This is a genomic window from Spiroplasma sp. Moj (genome assembly GCF_016082285.1).
Lineage (GTDB): Bacteria > Bacillota_I > Bacilli_A > Mycoplasmatales > Mycoplasmataceae > Spiroplasma > Spiroplasma phoeniceum.
Map to the genome: position 1 here is coordinate 1 of NZ_MQTY02000009.1, position 20,551 is coordinate 20,551.

Genomic DNA, 20,551 nt, shown 5'->3' on the forward strand with positions numbered 1-20,551 from the left:
CATATACTTTTTCATTTTAATCTCCATTCTAATTTAAAGACTAAATCAGTGGTCTAAAATGTATATGGTTTTCACACTCAATTATTTTTTAAATGTTTACATATTACCATATATATTGTTATAATGTTAAAAGAAATTAAAAATTCTAGGGGGATATTGATGATTAAATTAATTAAAACAGCGTTACCAGAATTAGAAATTACACCTGAGCAAGAAAAACAGTTACAATTATATTATCAATATTTAGTTGAACAAAACCAAATTATGAATTTAACTACAATTATTAATGAAGACGAGGTTTATATTAAACATTTTCTTGATTCAGGATTATTATTAAAAGAATTCTCATTGTCAAAGGAGATGACAGTTAGTGATGTTGGCAGTGGGGCTGGTTTTCCAGGGCTGGTTTTAAAAATTCTTTGCCCAACAATTAAATTAACAATTATTGAAGCATTAGAAAAACGATGCTTATTTTTACAACGATTAGTGATGAAGTTACAATTAAAAAATGTTGAAATTATTCATGCTCGAGCAGAGGAATATAGTCGAGAGCATGTTGAATCTTTTGAACTTGTTGTTTCTCGTGCTGTTGCTAATTTAGGGGTGCTTTTAGAATTAGTAGTGCGAATGGTTAAAACATCGGGAAGGATTATTTGTTATAAAGGGCCAAATGTTAAGGCTGAATTACAAGCAGCGCAAAAAACTTTATCAGTTTTAAATTTAAAATTAGAAAAAATTCAACATGAAACGATTCCACAACTTGGTGAACGGAACATTTGTTATTTTATTAAAACAGAGGCAACTGCAGAACCATATCCTCGTCGGTTTAATCAAATAAAAAAATTTCCAATTGGATAAAGTGTTATATAATAATAATGTATAAAATTATCAGATGCAACGGAACAGAAAGGACAATTATGGGAAAAATTATTGCAATCACAAACCAAAAAGGTGGCGTTGGTAAAACAACAACTTCGATTAACTTAGCGGCCGGATTGGCACGTACTGGACAAAAGATTTTATTAGTGGATATTGATCCCCAAGGAAATGCAACAACGGGGACAGGTACTAATAAAGAAGAAATTCATGAAAGTATGTATGATGTTTTAGTTGGACAAATCCCATTAAAAAATATTATTATTTCAAATATTATGACTAATGTTGATTTAGCACCAGCAACTATTTCATTAGCGGGAGCAGATATTTATTTGATGGAAAAAACAGAAGATAACCAAAGCATTTTATTAGAGCGGATTAAACCGGTTCGTGATGAGTATGATTTTATTTTAATTGATTGTCCCCCTTCCTTAGGATTAATTAATCGAAACGCACTAGCTTGTGCTGATTCTGTTTTAATTCCAATTCAAGCAGAGTATTATGCTTTAGAAGGTTTGGCACAGTTATTAACAACAATTCATTTTGTACAAAAAATGTTTAATGAAAGTTTAACAATTGAAGGAATTGTTTTAACAATGTTTGATTCACGAACAAAATTATCATTTGAAGTTATGACAGAAGTTAAAAAATATTTTAATGAAAAAGTTTATCGAACACATATTCCAAGAAATGTTAAAATTAGTGAATCACCATCACATGGTTTGAGTATTTTTGAATATGATAAAGGTGGTGTAGGTGCAGTTGCTTATGAAGAATTAGCGAGAGAGGTGTTGGCAAACAATGGCAAGTAATACTAAGAGTCGATTAAGTTCAAAAGGGCTAGATAAAATTTTTGGTGAAGGAATCAACGAAGTAATTAAAGGGATTGAAAGCAATGATGCATTAAAAGAGACAGCGAATGAAATTGTATTAGCGGAAATTTTTCCTAATCCGCATCAACCCCGCAAAAATTTTAATGAAGAAGAATTAACAGAATTAGCACAGTCAATTAAAGAATATGGTTTAATTCAACCTATTATTGTAAAAAAAACGAATAATGGTTATTATTTAGTTGCCGGAGAGCGTCGTAGTCGGGCTGCCAAATTAGCAGGATTAACAACAATTCCAGCAATTGTTGTTGATTTTAATGATCAGCAGATGAAAGAAGTTGCTTTAATTGAAAACATTCAACGGGTTGATTTAAATTCAATTGAAGAAGCTAATGCTTATAAAGAATTAATTGAGTTACTAGGATTAACCCAAGAAGAATTAGCACAACGAATTGGAAAATCACGAAGTCATGTCACAAATACGATGCGATTATTAAATTTACCAACTGAAGTGCAAATCTTGTTATTAGAAAATAAAGTAACAATGGGGCAAGTTAAACCATTAATTAGTTTAAATGTTGACAAAAATGAATTAAAAAATATTATTAATAAGATTATTAATTTAAGTTTAAATGCGCGTCAGGTTGAAGAATTGGTCAAAGAATATAATCCAAAAATAACGAAACCATTAATTGAAAATTCAGAGAATGATTCATCAAAACGAGCTGTTAATGAATTTTTGGAAAATAAAATAATGCGAAAATTAGGAACAAAAGTAGTTATTGATACTGACAAAATTGTTATCAAGTATACTGGAATTAAAGATTTAAACCGTATTTTAGAATTATTAGGTTTAATTGATGATTAATTAAGTAAGGAAGAACATAATGGCATTAAAAATGGGAATAGTTGGTTTACCTAACGTTGGTAAATCAACTTTATTTAACGCAATTACAAATTCACAAGTTGAAGCAGCTAATTATCCATTTGCAACAATTAATCCAAATGTTGGAACGGTAGAAGTTCCTGATGAACGAATGGATACTTTAATTACTCTTTGTGCTCCGCACAAAGCAATTCATAGTACTTTTGAATTTTATGATATTGCTGGATTAATTGCGGGAGCTAGTAAAGGTGAAGGTTTAGGAAATGCTTTTTTGCAAAATATTCGCGAAACTGATGCAATTTGTATGGTCATCCGTTGTTTTGATAATAAAGATATTACCCACGTTGAAGGAACAATTGATCCAATTCGTGATATTGAAATTATTAATTTAGAATTAATTATTTCTGACCAAGAACAAATTAAAAAACGAATTGATAAAATTAGCAAAAAAGCACAAACTTTAAAACAAAAAGAAGATGTTTTTGAGTATGAATTATTATTAAAATTAGCAACAGGATTAGAACAAAATAAATTATTAAAAGATTTAACATTATCAGATGATGAACTAAAAGTAGTAAAGAATTTTAATTTATTAACAATTAAACCTTTTATTTATGTTGCTAATGTTGCAGAAAGTGATTTAAACCAACCAGATAATTTTTATGTTAAAACAGTTAAAGAATATGCTCAACAACAAGCAATTGAAGTCGTTGTTATTTGTGCTAAAATTGAAGAAGAATTATCAGCATTAGAACCAGATGATCGGAAATTATTAATGGCTGATTATGGCATTAAAGAAGCTGGCTTAAGTAAATTAATTAAAAAATCTTATGCTTTATTAGGTTTACAAACATTTTTTACTGCTGGAAAGCAAGAAGTACGAGCATGGACTTTTAAAAAAGGAGCAACAGCACCAATGTGTGCAGGAATCATTCATTCTGACTTTGAACGTGGTTTTATTCGAGCAGAAGTTTATTCATATGATGATTTAGTGCAATATGGTAGTGAAAAAGCTGTAAAAGAAAATGGTCGGTTACGAAGCGAAGGAAAAACTTATGTTATGCAAGACGGCGATATATGTTTTTTTAAATTTAATGTTTAGGGAGAAATAATAATGCGAATTGGCAATAGTTATGATTTACATAATTTAAAAGTAGGAACTGGTTTTTATTTAGGGGGAATTTTTATTCCATGCCAATACCAAATTGAAGCTGTTTCTGATGGTGATATTTTGTTACATACAATTAGTGAAGCAATTATTGGAGCCTTAGGATTAGGTGATTTAGGAGAATGGTTTGATGAAACAAATAAAAAACTTAATTCACAATTAATTTTAAAAAAAGCATTAACATTAATGACTGAACAGAATTATGAAATTAGTAATATTGATGCAACAATTATTATTGATGAACCACACTTGCAAAAGCATAAAAAAGCAATTAAAACTAATTTACAAAAATTATTACAAATTACGGCTGAAAAAATTAACTTAAAAGCAACAACTACTGAACAAAATTTTCCAAATATTATCCAAAGTTATACAACATTATTACTTTTAAAGCAAAATGATTAGGTCAAAAGTTAGAATGGGGGATTAAAATGAAACAAAAAGTCAGATTACGTTACGCACCAAGTCCAACGGGATTTTTACATATTGGTAATACAAGAACAGCATTATTTAATTATTTATTTGCAAAACATTATGATGGTGTTTTTGTTCTACGAATTGAAGATACAGATATTGAACGAAATGTTGAAGGAGCGATTGCGTCACAATTAGATAATTTACGTTGATTAGGAATTGAACCAGATGAAACAATTGATCGCCCAGGGTTTTATGGACCATATCGACAATTAGAACGATTAGAACTTTATCAAAAATATGCGCAAAAATTATTAACAACAAAAAAAGCATATTATTGTTTTTGTACACCAGTTGAACTTGAAAAAGACCGTGAAGCACAATTGGCAAAAGGATATCTTTCACCACGTTATAATCGCAAATGTTGACAATTAACTTCTGAACAAATTGCTGAAAAATTAGCAAAACAAACCCCATATAATTTACGTTTTTTCGTTCCTGATGAAGAAAGTTATGATTTTAATGATTTAGTCCGCGGTCCTGTTCATTTTGAAGGAAAAGATCTTGGCGATTGAGTTATTTTAAAATCAAATGGAATTCCAACTTATAATTTTGCGGTCGTAATTGATGATATGTTAATGGAAATTAGTCATGTTGTTCGGGGAGAAGAACATATTTCTAATACACCAAAACAATTAATGATTTACGAAGCATTTAATGCTAAGCCACCAATTTTTGCTCATTTAACCTTAATTGTTAATGAGCAACATAAAAAGTTGTCAAAACGAGATAGTCATTTAATGCAATTTATTAGCCAATATCGAACATTAGGATATTTACCAACAGCAATTTTTAATTTTATTAGTTTATTAGGATGATCGCCTCCGGGCACTGTTGAAATTTTTAGTCATGATGAATTAATTAAAATTTTTGATGAAACGCGGTTTAGTAAATCTCCAAGTATGTTTGATGTTAAAAAAATAACTTGAATGAATAATTATTATCTTAAAGCAATGAATGATGAGGATTATCTAACTTTTGTTCGACCTTTTTTAGCAGAAAGCTATGATTTAACAAAAAAAACACCAGAATGAGTAAATATGTTATTATTAATTTATAAAAAAGAACTTCAATATGGGGCAGAAATTGTGATCTTAACAAAACCATTTTTTGAACCAACAACAAAGTTATCAATGGTAACACAAGCAGTGTTAACAGAATTGAGCGGTTATGAAGAAATGATAACATCTTTTAAAACAGCGTTAAGTCAATTGCCAGTTTGAGATGAAACAAATATTAAGCAATTAATTAGTAAAATGGGGGAACAATATGCTATGAAAGGAAAGAATTTATTTATGCCAATTAGAATTTTTACTTCTCATCAAGAACATGGACCAGAACTAGACAAGGTTATTTATTTATTAGGGAAAGAACAAGTAATTAATAATATTACTAAATTACAATAACGAAAAAATGAAATTACCACTAACAATCCGAGATAGTGTTCATGGCGATATTGAAATTAATGAAGAAATTACCGTAAAATTAATTAACACTCCAGAATTTCAACGCTTGCGTCGCATTAGTCAATTAGCAGGGGGACAATTTGTTTTTCCAAGTGCGTCGCATACGCGTTTTTCACATTGTATTGGTGTTTATCATTTAGTTAGTAAAATGTTAGAAACAGCAAGTTTTCAAGAAATGTATAGTACGCATGAACAATTATTGGTTAAATTAGCAGGATTACTGCATGATGTTGGTCATGGTCCATTTTCACATACATTTGAAATGACTAATCATGTCACAAAACAGAATATTAGTCATGAAAATTATTCGTCTTTATTAATTAAAAATCCAACAACAAATATTAATAAAATCTTAGCGGTTGAATTTAGTCCAGAAGAAATTAATGAACTATGTATGATGATTGAAGGTAAACAGCCGGACGGGGTTTTATCATCTTTAGTATCTTCACAATTAGATGCTGACCGAATGGATTATTTATTACGTGATGGACAAACAAGCGGTGTAGGTTATAGTCATGTTGATACACAGTGAATTATTCGGCATTTATTTATTAAAGATAAAAAGATTGTTTTTCCGTTAAAAGTACAGTATGCAATTGAATCATTTTTAATTGGCCGTTATCATATGTATAAGCAAATTTATTTACATCCACTAAGCATTGGATTTGATTTAACTTTCCAAATGATGTTCAAACGATTGTATGATTTATACCATAGCAATTATCAATTTAAAAATAAAGTAATAATTACTTTATTAATTCCAGTGTTGGAAGGAAAAATGATGAGTCCAGATCAATATTGTACATTAGATGATTATACATTATTTACATATTTAAAAATGTTAGAAAATGAAAATGATGAAATTTTAGTTACATTAATTAAAATGTTCACGACACGAAATTTTTTGCAAAAAATAAACCCAGCAAAAAGAAATTTCGAAGAAATTAAAAATAATTTGATAAAAAAATATAAAAGCCATTATAATTACTTTATGGTTGAATATAACCTAAAACCAGTTAAATTATATGATAGTGATACTAAACCAATTTATATTGATACACCAAAAGGAATAAAATGCATTATGGAAGTTTCAGAAGTCTTAGCATTTAAAAATAATAGTAAAAAGACAGCAACAACAATTTGGTTTTCAATTGGAGAAAAATATGAGAATAATTAATAAGAAAGGTTTAAATTAATGAACTATAATATAAAGTTATTAGAATTAGTGTATTCATATTTAAAAAAGAAAAAAAATAGCGATACTTTTGAAAATATTTGAAATGATATAGCATCAAAAAGTGTTGTAACAGTTCAAGGAGCCAGCAAAGAAGATGTCATTGCAGAATTATATACTGATTTAGTGTTAGATAATCGTTTTGTGTTGACAAGTGAAGGTATGTGAGGGTTACGTGAATTCTTAAAATATGATGAAATTAAAAAACAATATGATTATACTGACCAGTTTGAAACAACAGAAGAATTTGAAGATATTGATTTAGATGAAGAAGATGAAGAGGAAAATGATGAAGAAGAATCATTAATTGATACTCTTGATTTTGATGATACATTAGATGATGATGATAACGAGGAAGATGATTTTGTTGAAATAGAAGTTGATGATGATTTAATTGAAAATGATTATTCTATTGATGATGACGATGAAACAGTAGCAGCTAAATTGGGTATTACAGAAGAAATTGACTGAAAAGCTCTTGAAAAAGAAATGGAAGAAAATAATTAATACCAAGATTAAAGAGTGTTAGAAGTGACAACCCTGTTAATTTCTAAACTCTTTTTAATTTGAGAATGAAAGGATGATAAGATAATGGCAAAATATATTTTTGTAACTGGTGGAGTTGTCAGTGGCTTAGGGAAAGGCATTACAGCTTCTTCAATTGGTGTTTTATTAAAATCAAGTGGATTAAATGTTTTTATGCAAAAATTTGATCCATATTTAAATGTTGACCCTGGAACAATGAGTCCTTATCAACATGGTGAAGTTTTTGTAACAGCAGATGGTGCTGAAACAGATTTAGATTTAGGACATTATGAACGTTTTATTGATGAAAATTTAACAAAAGAATCAAATATCACTTCAGGACGAATATATAAAAATGTAATTGAAAAAGAACGCCGTGGCGAATATGAAGGTGGGACAGTTCAAGTTGTTCCCCATGTTACTAATGAAATTAAAAAGAAAGTTTATCATGCGGCATCAACATCAAAAGCAGATATTATTATTACTGAAATTGGGGGGACAGTTGGGGATATTGAATCGTTGCCTTTTATTGAAGCAATTCGTCAAGTTCGCATGGAACAAGGACGAGAAAATGTTATTTATATGCATGTTTCATTAGTTCCATATATTGCAGCATCAAAAGAATCAAAGACAAAACCAACGCAACATTCAGTGCGAGAACTATTATCACTAGGGATTCAACCAGATATTGTTGTTGCTAGAACTGAACAAGTTTTAGAAGATAATGTCCTTGAAAAAATTGCGCTATTTTGTAATATTGAAAAAAATAATGTTTTAGTAGCTACTGATGTTGCTAGTATTTATGAAGTACCATTAAAAATGTATGAACAAAATGCTCAAATAGTAATTAGCAAGTTATTAAACTTAAAAGTCACAAAAACTGATATGTCAGGATGAAAACAATTTGTTGAAAAAATTAATCACTCACAAGAAGTAATTGAGATTAAATTAGTTGGAAAATATATTGAACTTCCAGATGCTTATTTATCAGTTAGTGAATCGTTACGAATTGCTGGATATGAAAATAAGGTTAAAATTAAAATTGATTGAATTAAAGCCGAAGATATTAATAAAAAAAATTATCACCAATTATTAAAAAATGCAAAAGGGATTTTGGTTTCTGGTGGTTTTGGTGAACGTGGTTTTGAAGGGAAAATTTTAGCATGTAAATTTGCTCGTGAAAATAACATTCCGTTCTTTGGAATTTGTTTTGGGATGCAAGCAGCTGTAATTGAATTTGCCCGTAATGTTTGTCACATTCAGGATGCTAATTCTTCAGAACTAACAGAAACAAAAAATGCAATTATTGATATTATTCGTGGAAAAGATAAAACTGATGCTTTAGGAGGAACATTACGCTTAGGTAATTATAAGACAACTTTAGTTCCAAACACATTAGCACATAAGTTATATGGGAAAGATGAGGTTTTGGAACGTCATCGCCATCGTTATGAAATTAATAATGATTTTCGTGAACAATTAGCACAAGCGGGATTAGTATTTAGTGGTCTTTATGCTGATAAAAACTTAGTGGAAGTTATTGAAATCCCGAGCCATCCTTTTTATCTTGCTGCACAATATCATCCGGAGTTTACTTCTCGACCAAATAAACCAAATCCATTATTTAATGGTTTTGTGCAAGCAGTAATTAACAATAAATAAGATGAAAAATTTGAAAAAATAGGTAGATTTATATTAAGATTAAACCGTAGAAAGGTTGGAAATAAGTTATGAGTGGTACAAATTATCGAACACTAGCGATTGTTGGGAGCCAGTGGGGTGATGAAGGAAAAGGTAAAATTACTGATTATTTTGCTCAACAAGCAGATGTTATTGTTCGTTGAGCTGGTGGTGATAATGCTGGACATACAATTGTCATTAAAGGAACAAAATATAAGTTAAGTATTGTTCCTTCTGGTGTTTTTAATAAAAAATCAATTAATGTAATTGGGAATGGTTGTGTTGTTAATTTACGTAAATTAGTTAGTGAAATTAATTATTTACAAGAACATGGTTTTGATTGCAAAAATTTACGAATTAGTGATCGTGCCCATTTAATTTTTCCATATCATATGAAAATTGATGAATTGCAAGAAGAGTATCGCCAAAAAGATTCAATTGGAACAACAAAAAAAGGAATTGGTCCTTGTTATCAAGATAAAGCAGAACGAATTGGGATTAGATTAGGTGATTTATTTGATGAAAAAAGATTTTTACAAAAATTAGAAAATAATTTAAGATTTAAAAATGAAGTTTTAACAAAAGTTTTTAATAGTGAAGGATTTGACCCAAAATTAATTTGAAAAGAATATTTGGCATTATTTCAACAAATTAAAACACTAGTAACTGATACTTCAATTTTAGTTGATAATGCAATTCATACGCATCAAAAAGTTTTGTTTGAAGGCGCACAAGGAGTAATGTTAGACTTAGATCATGGTACTTATCCTTTTGTTACGTCATCAAATCCAACAGCAGCTTCAATTCCGGTTGGTGTTGGGATTGCACCGCGTTATATTAACAATGTTTTAGGAATTGTTAAAGCATATAATACTCGTGTTGGAACCGGGCCATTTCCATCAGAAATTTTTGGCGAAGTTGAAACATATATTCGTGAAACAGGACGTGAATATGGGACTGTATCGGGGCGTGCGCGTCGAATTGGATGATTTGATGGTATTTTAATGAAACATTCGTTGCGAATTAGTGGTTATACTAGTATGGCAATTATGTTATTAGATGTTTTAACTACTATTAAGGAATTAAAAATTTGTATTGGCTATGAATATCAAGGACAACAAATTGATTATGTTCCAAGTACAATTAAAGAATATGAGATGTGTAAACCAATTTTAATAACAATGCCAGGCTGAGATGAGGACATTAGTAATGTTACAACATTTGAAAATTTACCACATAATGCTCAACAATATTTAATGAAGTTAGAAGAAATCGTTGGTGTTCCAATTAGTTTATTTTCTGTTGGTCCTGACCGTGAACAAACTATTTTAATGAATAAGGAGATTTTTTAATGATTGAACGTTATTTTGTTCCAGAGATTGGAAAAATTTGAAGTGATGAAAATAAATATAATACCTGAGCAAAAATAGAATTATTGGTTTGTGAAGGATGGGCACAATTAGGATTAATTCCCACAACAGATATTAAAAAAATTAAAACTAATTTAACAGTAAACTTACCACGAATGTTAGAACTGGAAGCTGAAACAAAGCATGATGTTGTTGCTTTTACTCGAATGTTATCAGAAACATTGGGACCAGAAAAAAAATGAATTCATTATGGTTTAACATCAACTGATATTGTTGATACTAGTCAAAATTATTTGATTAAAGAATCAAACTATATTGTTAAAAAATATATGCTTGAATTAAAAGAAGCGTTAAAAGAAAAAGCTCTTACTTATAAAAATCAATTAATTATGGGTCGTACCCATGGAATGTTCGCCGAACCAACCTCATTAGGATTAAAATTTTTACTTTGATATGCTGAATTAGAGCGTAATATTAGGCGGTTTGATGCTGCAGGTTCAGCAATTGCTGTTGCAAAAATATCAGGTTCAGTTGGTAATTTTGCGCATGTTGAAGTTCAAGTTGAAGAATATGTGGCAAAACAATTAGGGCTAAACCTTGACCCAATTACAACGCAAGTAACATCACGTGATTATCATATTGCATTATTTACAAGTTTTAGTCAAATTGCTAGTTTGTTAGAAAAAATGGCGCTTGAATTTCGCCATTTCCAACGTTCAGAAGTGGCTGAAATTGCGGAAGGATTTAGCAAAAGTCAAAAAGGTTCATCTTCAATGCCGCATAAAAAAAATCCAATTAGTGCGGAAAATATTGCTGGCTTAGCTCGTTTAGTGCGTAGTAATATGAATGTTACATTTGAAAATAACTTATTATGACATGAACGTGATATTTCCCATAGTAGTAATGAACGAATTATTATTCCCGATACATATCATTTAGTAGTTTATTTATTGAAACGAATGATCAGTGTTATTAATAATTTGGTTGTTAGTCCGGATAAAATTATTGAACATTTACAACAAGCCAATCAAATTTATTTTAGTCAAGTTGTTTTAACAAATATTTTGAAAGAAACTAATTATTCACGAGAAGAAGTTTATGATTTTATTCAAAAATGTACTTTAATCGCACAACAACAGCAACTTGATTTTAAAAATGTTTTAATTGATAATAATATAGCAAAATATTTAGCCTTACCAAAATTAGAAAAATTATTTGATAACAATTATTTTTTACGAAATATTGAACAGATTTATCAACGAGTGCTAAATTAAAAAAGGAGCGAGATAATGAAGTTAATTGTGGGTTTGGGGAATCCAGGTAATGAATATACTTATACAAGACATAATATTGGTTTTTTAGCCATTGCTAAGTTGGTAGATAAATTTAATTTAGCAAAGCCAAAAAATGTTTTTAATGCTTTAATATGAGAAACAACAATTAACAATGAGAAAGTTCTTTTTTGTCAACCACAGACTTTTATGAATCTAAGTGGATTTGCAGTTTATCAAATTAAACAATTTTATAAATTAACATTAGAAGATATTATTGTCATTTATGATGATAAAGATATTCCTTTCAATGTTATTAAGTTAAAAAAGAATGGTTCAAGTGCTGGTCATAATGGAATTAAAGATTTAATTCAAAAACTAGGTAGTGAAAATTTTTTACGGATTCGTTTAGGAATTGGTAAAGATGTCCAAATTCCAACCCGAAACTGAGTACTAGGAAAATTTTCTCCTAGTCAGTTAGAACTTATTAATAATGATTTATTAGAAAAAGTTTATCAGATTATGGTGCAATATTTAGAAAAAGCAACTAGTTTTGATAAATTAATGAGTCTTTATAATGGCAAATAAAATTAAACAATATAGTTTTAAAAGTAATAATCCGAAAATTTACTTAATTGCAACTCCAATTGGTAATTTGCAAGAAATGACACCACGAGCAATTGAAGTTATTAAACATGATGTTCAAAAAATTTATTGTGAAGATACGCGGAACACAATTAAACTATTAAATTATTTTAATTGTAAAAAACAGTTAATTTCTTTAAATAAAGAAAATGAAATGCAACGCTTAACAGAAATGTTAAATGATTTAGCACAAAACTTATCAATTGCAATTATTAGTGATGCCGGTTATCCACTGATTAGTGATCCAGGTTATTATGCTGTTAACCATATTTTGGAACATTATCCTTATGATGTAATTCCGATTAGTGGTGCTAATGCTGCTTTAAACGCCATTGTTAGTTCGGGTCTTAATCCGCGCCATTTTTTATTTTTTGGTTTTTTAAATAAAGCAAAAACAAAAAAAATTAATGAGTTAGAACAACTTCTATCATTTCCATATCCTATTATTTTTTATGAAGCACCGCATCGAATTTTAGAAACATTAAAAATAGTTAAATCAGTTTTTGGTGAGCGTAAAATTGCCATTGGTAAGGAAATTACAAAAATTCATGAGCAATGATATCGTGGACAGTTAAGTGAAGTGCTTTTGTTTTTGCAACAAGAAGAAAATGCTGCTTTTGGTGAGTATGTCCTTGTTGTTGATGGAGCGGGGAATCTTCCAGTTCCTGTTATTGCAGATGAAATTTTAGTTACCGAAATTGACCAATTAATTACAAAGCAAAATTATCGCGTTAAACAAGCAATTGATTTTGTCGCAAATAAATATAAAATTAGTAAAAATGTTTTATATAATAAATATCATCAGCAAAAGGAGCACGATGGAAAAAACAGAACGAATTAAACACTTAGTGTTTTGTAGCATTCTCTTTAGCTTAGAAATTATTGTTTTACTCTTAACTTATTTTTATAGTTTAATTTATTATCAATTAAATTGATTAAGTTATTTATGATATTTTGTTAGTTGATGAAGTGTCCAAACTGATTTTTTAATTTTATTATTTGCCTTCGGAGGATTAATTTACTTTATAAAATTACGAAATTGTCATTTTGTAACAAACCAGTTTTTTATTTTATACATTGTCTTTGCTGCCTTGTTAACATTCTTATTTTTTACACTTGGGACAGTTATCGTTGCCATTACTGGTGAAAAGTTTACTGCCAGTTGGCATAGCCTCGCAATTTATTGAATTAGTACAAAAGTGCAGCATTGATTGTGTCCCGCGATTTTCATTATTTATTTTTGCATTGTGGTAGAAAAAGAATGTATTAATTATAAAAATTTTTATTTACAAAAGTTATATAAGTTTCATCTTCATCCAATTTTTTATACTATTTTTATTGCTGTTCGGGAGGGCGTTTTATTATTAACTCCAGTTGATGAAAAATTGTGAAATTATAGTATGCCAGCAAATAACTACTATGTACCATATTTTTTTTCAAGATTTTCGCCGGTTAGAATATTATCTTTTATATTTAATTGTGTTAAGTATCATTATTGCTTTATTAATAACTTTCGTTGTTAATTTAAATAATTTATTAGTTAACCACCAGAAAATTAAAGAAAGTCAAGAAAAAATAAATTAAGTTTAAATAATTCTTATTTTACGGTAAAATTGAAATACATAAAAATTATAGAAGAATAGAGGGATAAAAAATGACAGAACAGAGTAATTTCTGAACAGATGTTGAAAAAGGAATGATGAGTTATTTAACAAAATATATTAATCTTTTTGAAACAGACTATGCAAAAGACACAGCGGAAAAAAATCCAAAAATAGAAGCTTTTTTAGCAGGAGCAAAGTTTAAAAATAATTTTGAAGATTTATTTAATTTTGTGAAAACAGAAATCAAACCATTATTTGATGATATTAGAGCAGAATATTTACAAGATAAAAAACCAGAAGAAATTGATCAGAAAAAAGTTACAACATTAATTGAAGTAAGCAAATTATTTAATGCAATTATTCCATTGCCACGATTTTTAAATGATTTTATGACTAGTGCGAAAGAAGCTAGTCCAGTTGATTTAAATAAACTTTTTGTAAATATGATGAAAGTAGAAATTGGTGAGTTAACAAAAATTTATGATGATGAGATTAAAGATCTTGACCTAGCGCTTGATAAATGTTTAAAAGAGATTAATAATGCTAATGATGCCTTGGAAATTTGAAATTTAGTAAATCAATTAGGTTTATTTTTACAACGTGATATTATGTTAACTGATTTTTCTCCTGAAAAAGAAGAAGAAAAGTTAAAAGGACAATTAGCAAATATTGATCAAATTGAAAAAGATTATAATGATGGAAAAATTAAATTACCAGAATTTAATAAAGAAAAAATTATTGAAGAGGTCCAAGCATATCATAATTTTGTCATTTCATTAAGTCCGGAAAAACGATTAGAAATTGTTGAAAAAACAGCAGAATATCGTAATAAAGTCGTTCCTTTAGTTCAAATTATTCAATGCTTACATGATTTATTAATTAATATCTTAACTGCAACAAATATCATTAATACAGCAAAACAATAAAAATTTATTGTTTTTTTATTTCTAGTGATAAAAAATAATAAAAAACTTTAAAGACTTGTTTTTAAAATTAAAAAGAATAATATAAAAGTATAAGGATAAAAAAAGTAAACAATGGCATTTTTACTTATGCAATATCGAAAAGTGTATTGCTTAAATATATTTGATAAAAGGATAGCATAATCAATTTTAAGTATATTTATTTAAATGGGCATTAAAGGACATTACAATTTGATAGGTATTCTGTGTATTTAACAGCAATTTGCATTTTTTAGTTTTGCATGTTTATCTTTAATTTTTATTAAAGGATTTTAATAAAAATGGACGTAGAAAGAGAAAGAGGACAAGTAACATGACAGAAAAATATGGTATTAATGTTTATTCAGAAATAGGTAATTTAAAAACAGTATTGTTACATCGCCCTGGTGATGAATTAGCTAACTTATCACCAGATTTATTGGAACGATTATTGTTTGATGATACACCAGATTTAGCAGTTGCACAAAAAGAACATGACTTTTTTGCGCAAACTTTTAGGAACTTAGGTGTTGAGGTGTTGTATATTGAAAAATTAGTCGCTGAAGTTTTAGACACTGATTCAAAAATGCGGCAAGAATTACTAGAACAGTTTTAAAAGAATCTGGTGCAAAAGAAGAATACATTAGTAAGTTACGTACTTATTTAAGCAAATTAGATAATCAAGCTCTTGTTAATAAAATGATAGCAGGGGTAACAAAATATGAGTTAGGAGTAGAAATTACAGATAATTATCCGCTAGCGGTTGATCCAATGCCAAATATTCTATTCCAACGTGATCCATTTGCATCAATTGGAAATGGAGCAACTATTCATAAAATGTTTACGGTTACTAGAAATCGTGAAACATTATTTTCTGATGTTGTTTTAAGACATCACCCTCGTTTTAAAGGAAAAATTAATTTTTGATATGATCGTAATGAAAAAGAAATTTTAGAAGGTGGAAACATTTTAGTTTTAAATGCAAAAACATTAATTATTGGTGTTTCACAAAGGACATCAATGGAAGCTATTAAAATAGTAGCAAAAAATCTAATTGAAAATGATTCAGTTAGTTATGAAAAAGTTATTGCATTAGATTTAAAAACAAAAAATCGTGCTTTTATGCATTTAGATACTGTTTTTACTAATATTGATTATGATAAATTTATCGCACATCCATTAATTTTTGAAGCAATGGGTGAGTTTAAAATTTTTGAAATTACAAAAAATGGAGTTAAAGAAATTAAAGAAACAATTAAAAATTATTTATCAGAAGAAGTTGGTAAGCCAGTTCAAATTTTTAAATGTGGTGGAAAAGATTCAATTGCACAGGCAAGAGAACAATGAAATGATGGGACAAATGTTATTACAATTCGTCCTGGTGAAGTGATTGCCTATTCAAGAAATCAAATTACAATTGAAATTTTAAAACAAGCTGGTGTTAAAGTGCACGTTATTGATTCAGCTGAATTATCACGTGGACGTGGGGGACCTCGTTGTATGTCAATGTCAATTTGAAGAAAGGATATCTAAAATCTTAATAGACTTCTTGCATAACCTAGTATTTTAAAATTNCTATNAAATATATTTNANNTAGNAATTTTAAAATAACTAGGTTATGCAAGAAGTCTAATGTATCAATTGCATCATCTTGACGTAATTGTACAACAGCATATGGACGGTTACCATTTGTGGTTTCTAAACCAACTGGTTTTAATGGTCCAAACAATAATGACTTAATCCCCCTTTTTGCCATTACCTCAATTGGCATACACCCTTCAAAATAAATTTCTTTTTCAAAATCATGTAAAACTACTGTTTCTGCTGTAATTAATGTTTGAACTCATAATTCAAATTCATCCTTGCTCATTGGACAATTAATATAATCTTTACTATTGCCTTGATCATAACGTGATTTATAATATACCTTAGTAAAATAAATACTTTCTTTTGTAATAATTGGTGCGGCTGCATCATAAAAGTAAAAATATTCTTGCCCCAATAATCATTGAATGGTCATTTTAAATTTTGATGTTGTTAAGGGTCCAGAAGCAATCAATGTAATTGCTTTATCATCAATAGTTGTTGCCTCTTGGTTAATTAAAGTCACATTTGAATTATTTGTTAACCATGTTGTAATATATTCTGAAAACTGATTCCGATCAACAGCTAATGCTCCCCCAGCTGCAACACGGCTTGCATAAGCTGCTTTAATAATTAATGAATTAAATGCTAGCATTTCTTGTTTTAATAAACCAACACCATTCGTTAAACTTTCACTACGTAACGAATTTGAACAAACCAATTCTGCAAAGGAATTTTGTTTTTGCACTGGATTTTTTATTAATCGTTTACTTTCATATAAATTAACCTTAAACCTCGTCGTTCTAATTGATACGCTGCCTCGGTTCCTGCTAATACAGCCCCAATAATGTTAATCGTTGGAATTGCCATTTGTTATTTTTCCTTTTAATTGTTGATATTGTTCTAAATATTGGGCATATTTTTCTTGTTCAAGTTTAATCTTTTCAAGATTTGCTTTTGCTAAAAAACTTGGATTATTTAAAATATTTTTGCTTCGTTTTAGTTCTTGTTCAAGACGAGTTAATTCCCCATTGATTTTTTGTTGTTCTACTGTTTCATCAACAATATCATTCAACCCAACTTCTAAAATAACATTCGTTAATGGAATTGTGGCATATTTTTGGTTTGCATCTTTTTCTTGAAGTACACCCATCACTTTACTATTAACCATTTTTAAAATAAATTCATTAATTAATGCAATAACATTTGTAGTAATATTATTTTTACTACTTATTTGATCAAATCAAATTTCAATAACATCTTCTTTTTTAATTTGATAATTACTTCGCAATTCACGGATTGCAGCAACAATTTCTGTTACTAAATTCAAATAATCAACATTATAATTAAAATTAATTTTTGGGTAAACTTCTAACATAATTGACTCTTTCAAATTTAATTTTTGATAAATTTCTTCTGTTACAAATGGAATAAATGGATGTAACATAATTAAAATTTGTTTTAAAACATAAAACAATGTTTGAATTGTTATCTTCTTGATTGTGGCATTATTACTTTGTAAATTAACTTTTGTTAATTCAATATATCATGAACAAAACTTATTTCATACAAAATCATACAAATCTTTGCCAACTAAAACAAATTCATATTTTTCCATATTCGTTTGTACTTTAGCAATTGTTTTTGTTAATTCAGTTAAAATTCATTGGTCAATAGCATTTTCTTGATGATTTAATAATAAGCTTTTAATTTCTGTTTCAAAATTAACCAATGGTTTAAAATCACTTGTTAAATTCAGTTCAACATAACGAGCAGCATTTCATAACTTATTAATAAAATTTCAAGCACTATTAACTTTTTCTAAAGAAAAACGTAAATCTTGTCCTGGTGCACTATTTGTAACTAAAAAATAGCGTAATGTATCTGCACCATATTCTTTGATAACATCCATCGGATCAATCCCATTCCTTAATGACTTACTCATTTTTCGGCCTTCTTCATCACGAATTAAACCATGAATTAAAATATCATTAAATGGTTTTTCCTTTGTAAACTCTAATGAGTCAAACATCATTCTTGAAACTCAAAAGAAAATAATATCATAACCAGTCACCAAAACATTAGTTGGAAAATAGCGATGAAATAATTTTTTATCTCAATTTCATCCTAAAGTTGTCATTGGTCATAATGCTGATGAAAATCAAGTATCTAAAACATCTCCATCTTGAATTCAATTTTTACTATTATCTAGTGGAATTAAGCCAACATGAATTTTTGTTGAATCATCTTTATGATATCATGCTGGAATTTGATGTCCTCATCATAGTTGCCGTGAAATACATCAATCTTGAACATTTTTCATTCAATTAATTAATGTTGTATTAAATCGAGAAGGATAAAATTGAATTTTATTTGGTGATGATTGAAATTTAATAATTTTTTCAGCAAAATATTCCATTTTAACAAATCATTGGTCTGATAAATATGGTTCAACAATAGCACCACTTCGTTCTGAAAAACCAACTTGATGAGAATGATCTTTAATTTCAACAATTAACTTTTGGTGATCTAAATCATGAACTAAATTTTGACGGGCAGTAAAACGATCTTGGTGATGATATTTTCCAGCCAATTCGTTCATTGTCCCATCTAAATTCATACAAATTGGCATTGCTAAATGATGACGCAAAGCAATTTCAAAATCATTAGCATCATGTGCTGGTGTACATTTCATTGCTCCCGTTCCAAAATCTTGGTCAACATAATTATCACAAATAATAGGAAGCAATTCACCATTTGCTGGATTTATCACTTTTTTATTTCAATATTTGCGATAACGATTATCATTTGGGTTAACAACAACACATTGATCAGCAAACATTGTTTCTGGGCGTGTTGTTGCAATTGTCAAAAACTCACTTGTACTATTTTCTAAAAAATATTTAAAATAATACATTTTGCCTTGTTGCTCTTGATAAATAACTTCAATATTTGATAAAGCGGTTTTTTGTACAGGGTCTCAAGAAATAATTCGTTTACCACGATAAATTAATCCTTTTTGGTATAAATCAATAAAAACTTTTTGTACTGCTGATGTTAAATTATTATTTAATGTAAATTGCTCACGTGAATAATCTAATGCTAATCCTAATTTAGCTCATTGCTCACGAATAATTTCAGCATATTCTTCCTTTCATGCTCAAACTTGTTCAATAAACTTTTTTCGTCCTAAATCATGTCGTAAAATATTTTTTGTTATACGTAAACGTTCTTCTACTTTTGCCTGTGTAGCAATTCCCGCATGGTCCATTCCTGGTAAATATAAAGTATCAAATCCTAGTAATTTTTTATAGCGAATAATCAAGTCTTGCAATGTTGTATCTCAGGCATGACCTAAATGTAATTTCCCAGTCACATTTGGGGGTGGAATAACAATACTAAACTTTGGCTGTTTACTTGTAACATCTGCAGTAAAATAACCTTTTTTCTTTCAAAATTGATATTTTCCTGTTTCGACCAAGGCATGGTCATATTTCTTTGTTAATTTTTTTCCCATTTTTGTTTCCTTTCTAAATAAAAACTCCTATTATTTTATTTAAATAATAGGAGCAATTATTTTCTAAATAATTACGGTACCATCCTTTTTTAATAAGTATCACTTATTACCTTAATTAAAATATCAAGTTAAAATATTTAGCAACCTTCATTAAAACAATAGATTAATTTCACACCATCAATTAACTCTCTGAACTATTTTTTTTAATTACTCCTCTAATATTTATGGTTTTATTATAATTCTTTTTCAATTAATTGCAACCTTTTTTTGTGTGAAAACCATATACATTTTAGACCACTGATTTAGTCTTTAAATTAGAATGGAGATTAAAATGAAAAAGTATATGGTAACAAGCATTCCAACTGAAAATGAATTATATTCATTACAACGAAAAATAAAAAAATGATATTTANAACAAAAACTTACAAAAGAAATAAATTATATTTATCAAAATGTCATTAATTATTTTAATTTATGTCA

Annotated in this window: 17 protein-coding genes and 1 pseudogene; 16 read left to right on the forward strand and 2 right to left on the reverse strand. The window is 28.5% G+C overall.

The features are described from left to right. Positions 1–159: 159 nt before the first annotated feature. From rsmG to BST80_RS01040, 16 genes and pseudogenes are all read left to right on the forward strand, one after another. Positions 160–858 (forward strand): 16S rRNA (guanine(527)-N(7))-methyltransferase RsmG, encoded by a 699-nt coding sequence (gene rsmG, locus BST80_RS00965; RefSeq protein ID WP_415745552.1) that lies wholly within the window; start codon positions 160–162, stop codon positions 856–858. Positions 859–917: 59 nt separating this feature from the next. After that, positions 918–1,688 (forward strand): ParA family protein, encoded by a 771-nt coding sequence (locus BST80_RS00970; RefSeq protein WP_415745553.1) that lies wholly within the window; start codon positions 918–920, stop codon positions 1,686–1,688. Continuing rightward, a complete protein-coding gene (locus BST80_RS00975) occupies positions 1,678–2,574 on the forward strand; it encodes a ParB/RepB/Spo0J family partition protein (RefSeq protein ID WP_415745554.1) in 897 nt (298 codons plus the stop codon). Before BST80_RS00970 ends, BST80_RS00975 begins: the two co-directional genes overlap by 11 nt. A 19-nt stretch (positions 2,575–2,593) precedes the next feature. Beyond that, positions 2,594–3,694, forward strand: a complete 1,101-nt coding sequence (ychF, locus tag BST80_RS00980) for a redox-regulated ATPase YchF (protein ID WP_415745555.1) — start codon at positions 2,594–2,596, stop codon at positions 3,692–3,694. Positions 3,695–3,706: 12 nt separating this feature from the next. After that, positions 3,707–4,165: a 2-C-methyl-D-erythritol 2,4-cyclodiphosphate synthase gene (gene ispF, locus BST80_RS00985; RefSeq protein WP_415745556.1), complete on the forward strand. Its 459-nt coding sequence runs from the start codon at positions 3,707–3,709 to the stop codon at positions 4,163–4,165. Positions 4,166–4,191: 26 nt separating this feature from the next. Then, positions 4,192–5,640 carry a glutamate--tRNA ligase gene (gene gltX, locus BST80_RS00990; protein ID WP_415745557.1) on the forward strand — a complete coding sequence of 483 codons (1,449 nt, stop codon included), beginning with the start codon at positions 4,192–4,194 and terminating at the stop codon, positions 5,638–5,640. A 7-nt stretch (positions 5,641–5,647) separates the two neighbouring features. Continuing rightward, the gene (locus tag BST80_RS00995) at positions 5,648–6,877 is read left to right on the forward strand and encodes an HD domain-containing protein (RefSeq protein WP_400248498.1); all 1,230 of its coding nucleotides are present in this window, start codon (positions 5,648–5,650) and stop codon (positions 6,875–6,877) included. Between the two features lie 18 nt (positions 6,878–6,895). Next, positions 6,896–7,441, forward strand: coding sequence for a DNA-directed RNA polymerase subunit delta (gene rpoE, locus BST80_RS01000; protein ID WP_415745558.1), 546 nt, complete (start codon positions 6,896–6,898; stop codon positions 7,439–7,441). An 84-nt stretch (positions 7,442–7,525) separates the two neighbouring features. Continuing rightward, complete coding sequence (locus BST80_RS01005; protein WP_415745559.1) at positions 7,526–9,121, forward strand: CTP synthase; 1,596 nt, start codon at positions 7,526–7,528, stop codon at positions 9,119–9,121. A 68-nt stretch (positions 9,122–9,189) separates the two neighbouring features. Beyond that, positions 9,190–10,491 (forward strand): adenylosuccinate synthase, encoded by a 1,302-nt coding sequence (locus BST80_RS01010; RefSeq protein WP_415745560.1) that lies wholly within the window; start codon positions 9,190–9,192, stop codon positions 10,489–10,491. Then, positions 10,491–11,783, forward strand: coding sequence for an adenylosuccinate lyase (purB, locus tag BST80_RS01015; protein WP_415745561.1), 1,293 nt, complete (start codon positions 10,491–10,493; stop codon positions 11,781–11,783). The genes BST80_RS01010 and purB overlap by 1 nt, the downstream gene beginning before the upstream one ends. A gap of 15 nt (positions 11,784–11,798) precedes the next feature. Then, positions 11,799–12,368, forward strand: coding sequence for an aminoacyl-tRNA hydrolase (gene pth / locus BST80_RS01020; RefSeq protein ID WP_415745562.1), 570 nt, complete (start codon positions 11,799–11,801; stop codon positions 12,366–12,368). Next, a complete protein-coding gene (gene rsmI / locus BST80_RS01025) occupies positions 12,358–13,266 on the forward strand; it encodes a 16S rRNA (cytidine(1402)-2'-O)-methyltransferase (RefSeq protein WP_415745563.1) in 909 nt (302 codons plus the stop codon). Before pth ends, rsmI begins: the two co-directional genes overlap by 11 nt. Beyond that, a complete protein-coding gene (locus BST80_RS01030) occupies positions 13,244–13,948 on the forward strand; it encodes a hypothetical protein (protein WP_415745564.1) in 705 nt (234 codons plus the stop codon). Before rsmI ends, BST80_RS01030 begins: the two co-directional genes overlap by 23 nt. Positions 13,949–14,079: 131 nt before the next feature. Continuing rightward, positions 14,080–14,955 (forward strand): hypothetical protein, encoded by an 876-nt coding sequence (locus BST80_RS01035; protein WP_415745565.1) that lies wholly within the window; start codon positions 14,080–14,082, stop codon positions 14,953–14,955. A 349-nt stretch (positions 14,956–15,304) separates the two neighbouring features. Next, positions 15,305–16,503 (forward strand): annotated as a pseudogene (locus BST80_RS01040) (arginine deiminase). A 25-nt stretch (positions 16,504–16,528) separates the two neighbouring features. Here BST80_RS01040 and trmFO read toward each other — a convergent pair. Both trmFO and BST80_RS01050 read right to left on the reverse strand, forming a co-directional pair. Further along, a complete protein-coding gene (trmFO, locus tag BST80_RS01045; RefSeq protein ID WP_415745566.1) occupies positions 16,529–17,302 on the reverse strand; it encodes a methylenetetrahydrofolate--tRNA-(uracil(54)-C(5))-methyltransferase (FADH(2)-oxidizing) TrmFO in 774 nt (257 codons plus the stop codon). Between the two features lie 102 nt (positions 17,303–17,404). Then, a complete protein-coding gene (locus BST80_RS01050) occupies positions 17,405–20,071 on the reverse strand; it encodes a valine--tRNA ligase (protein WP_415745567.1) in 2,667 nt (888 codons plus the stop codon). Positions 20,072–20,551 lie beyond the last annotated feature (480 nt).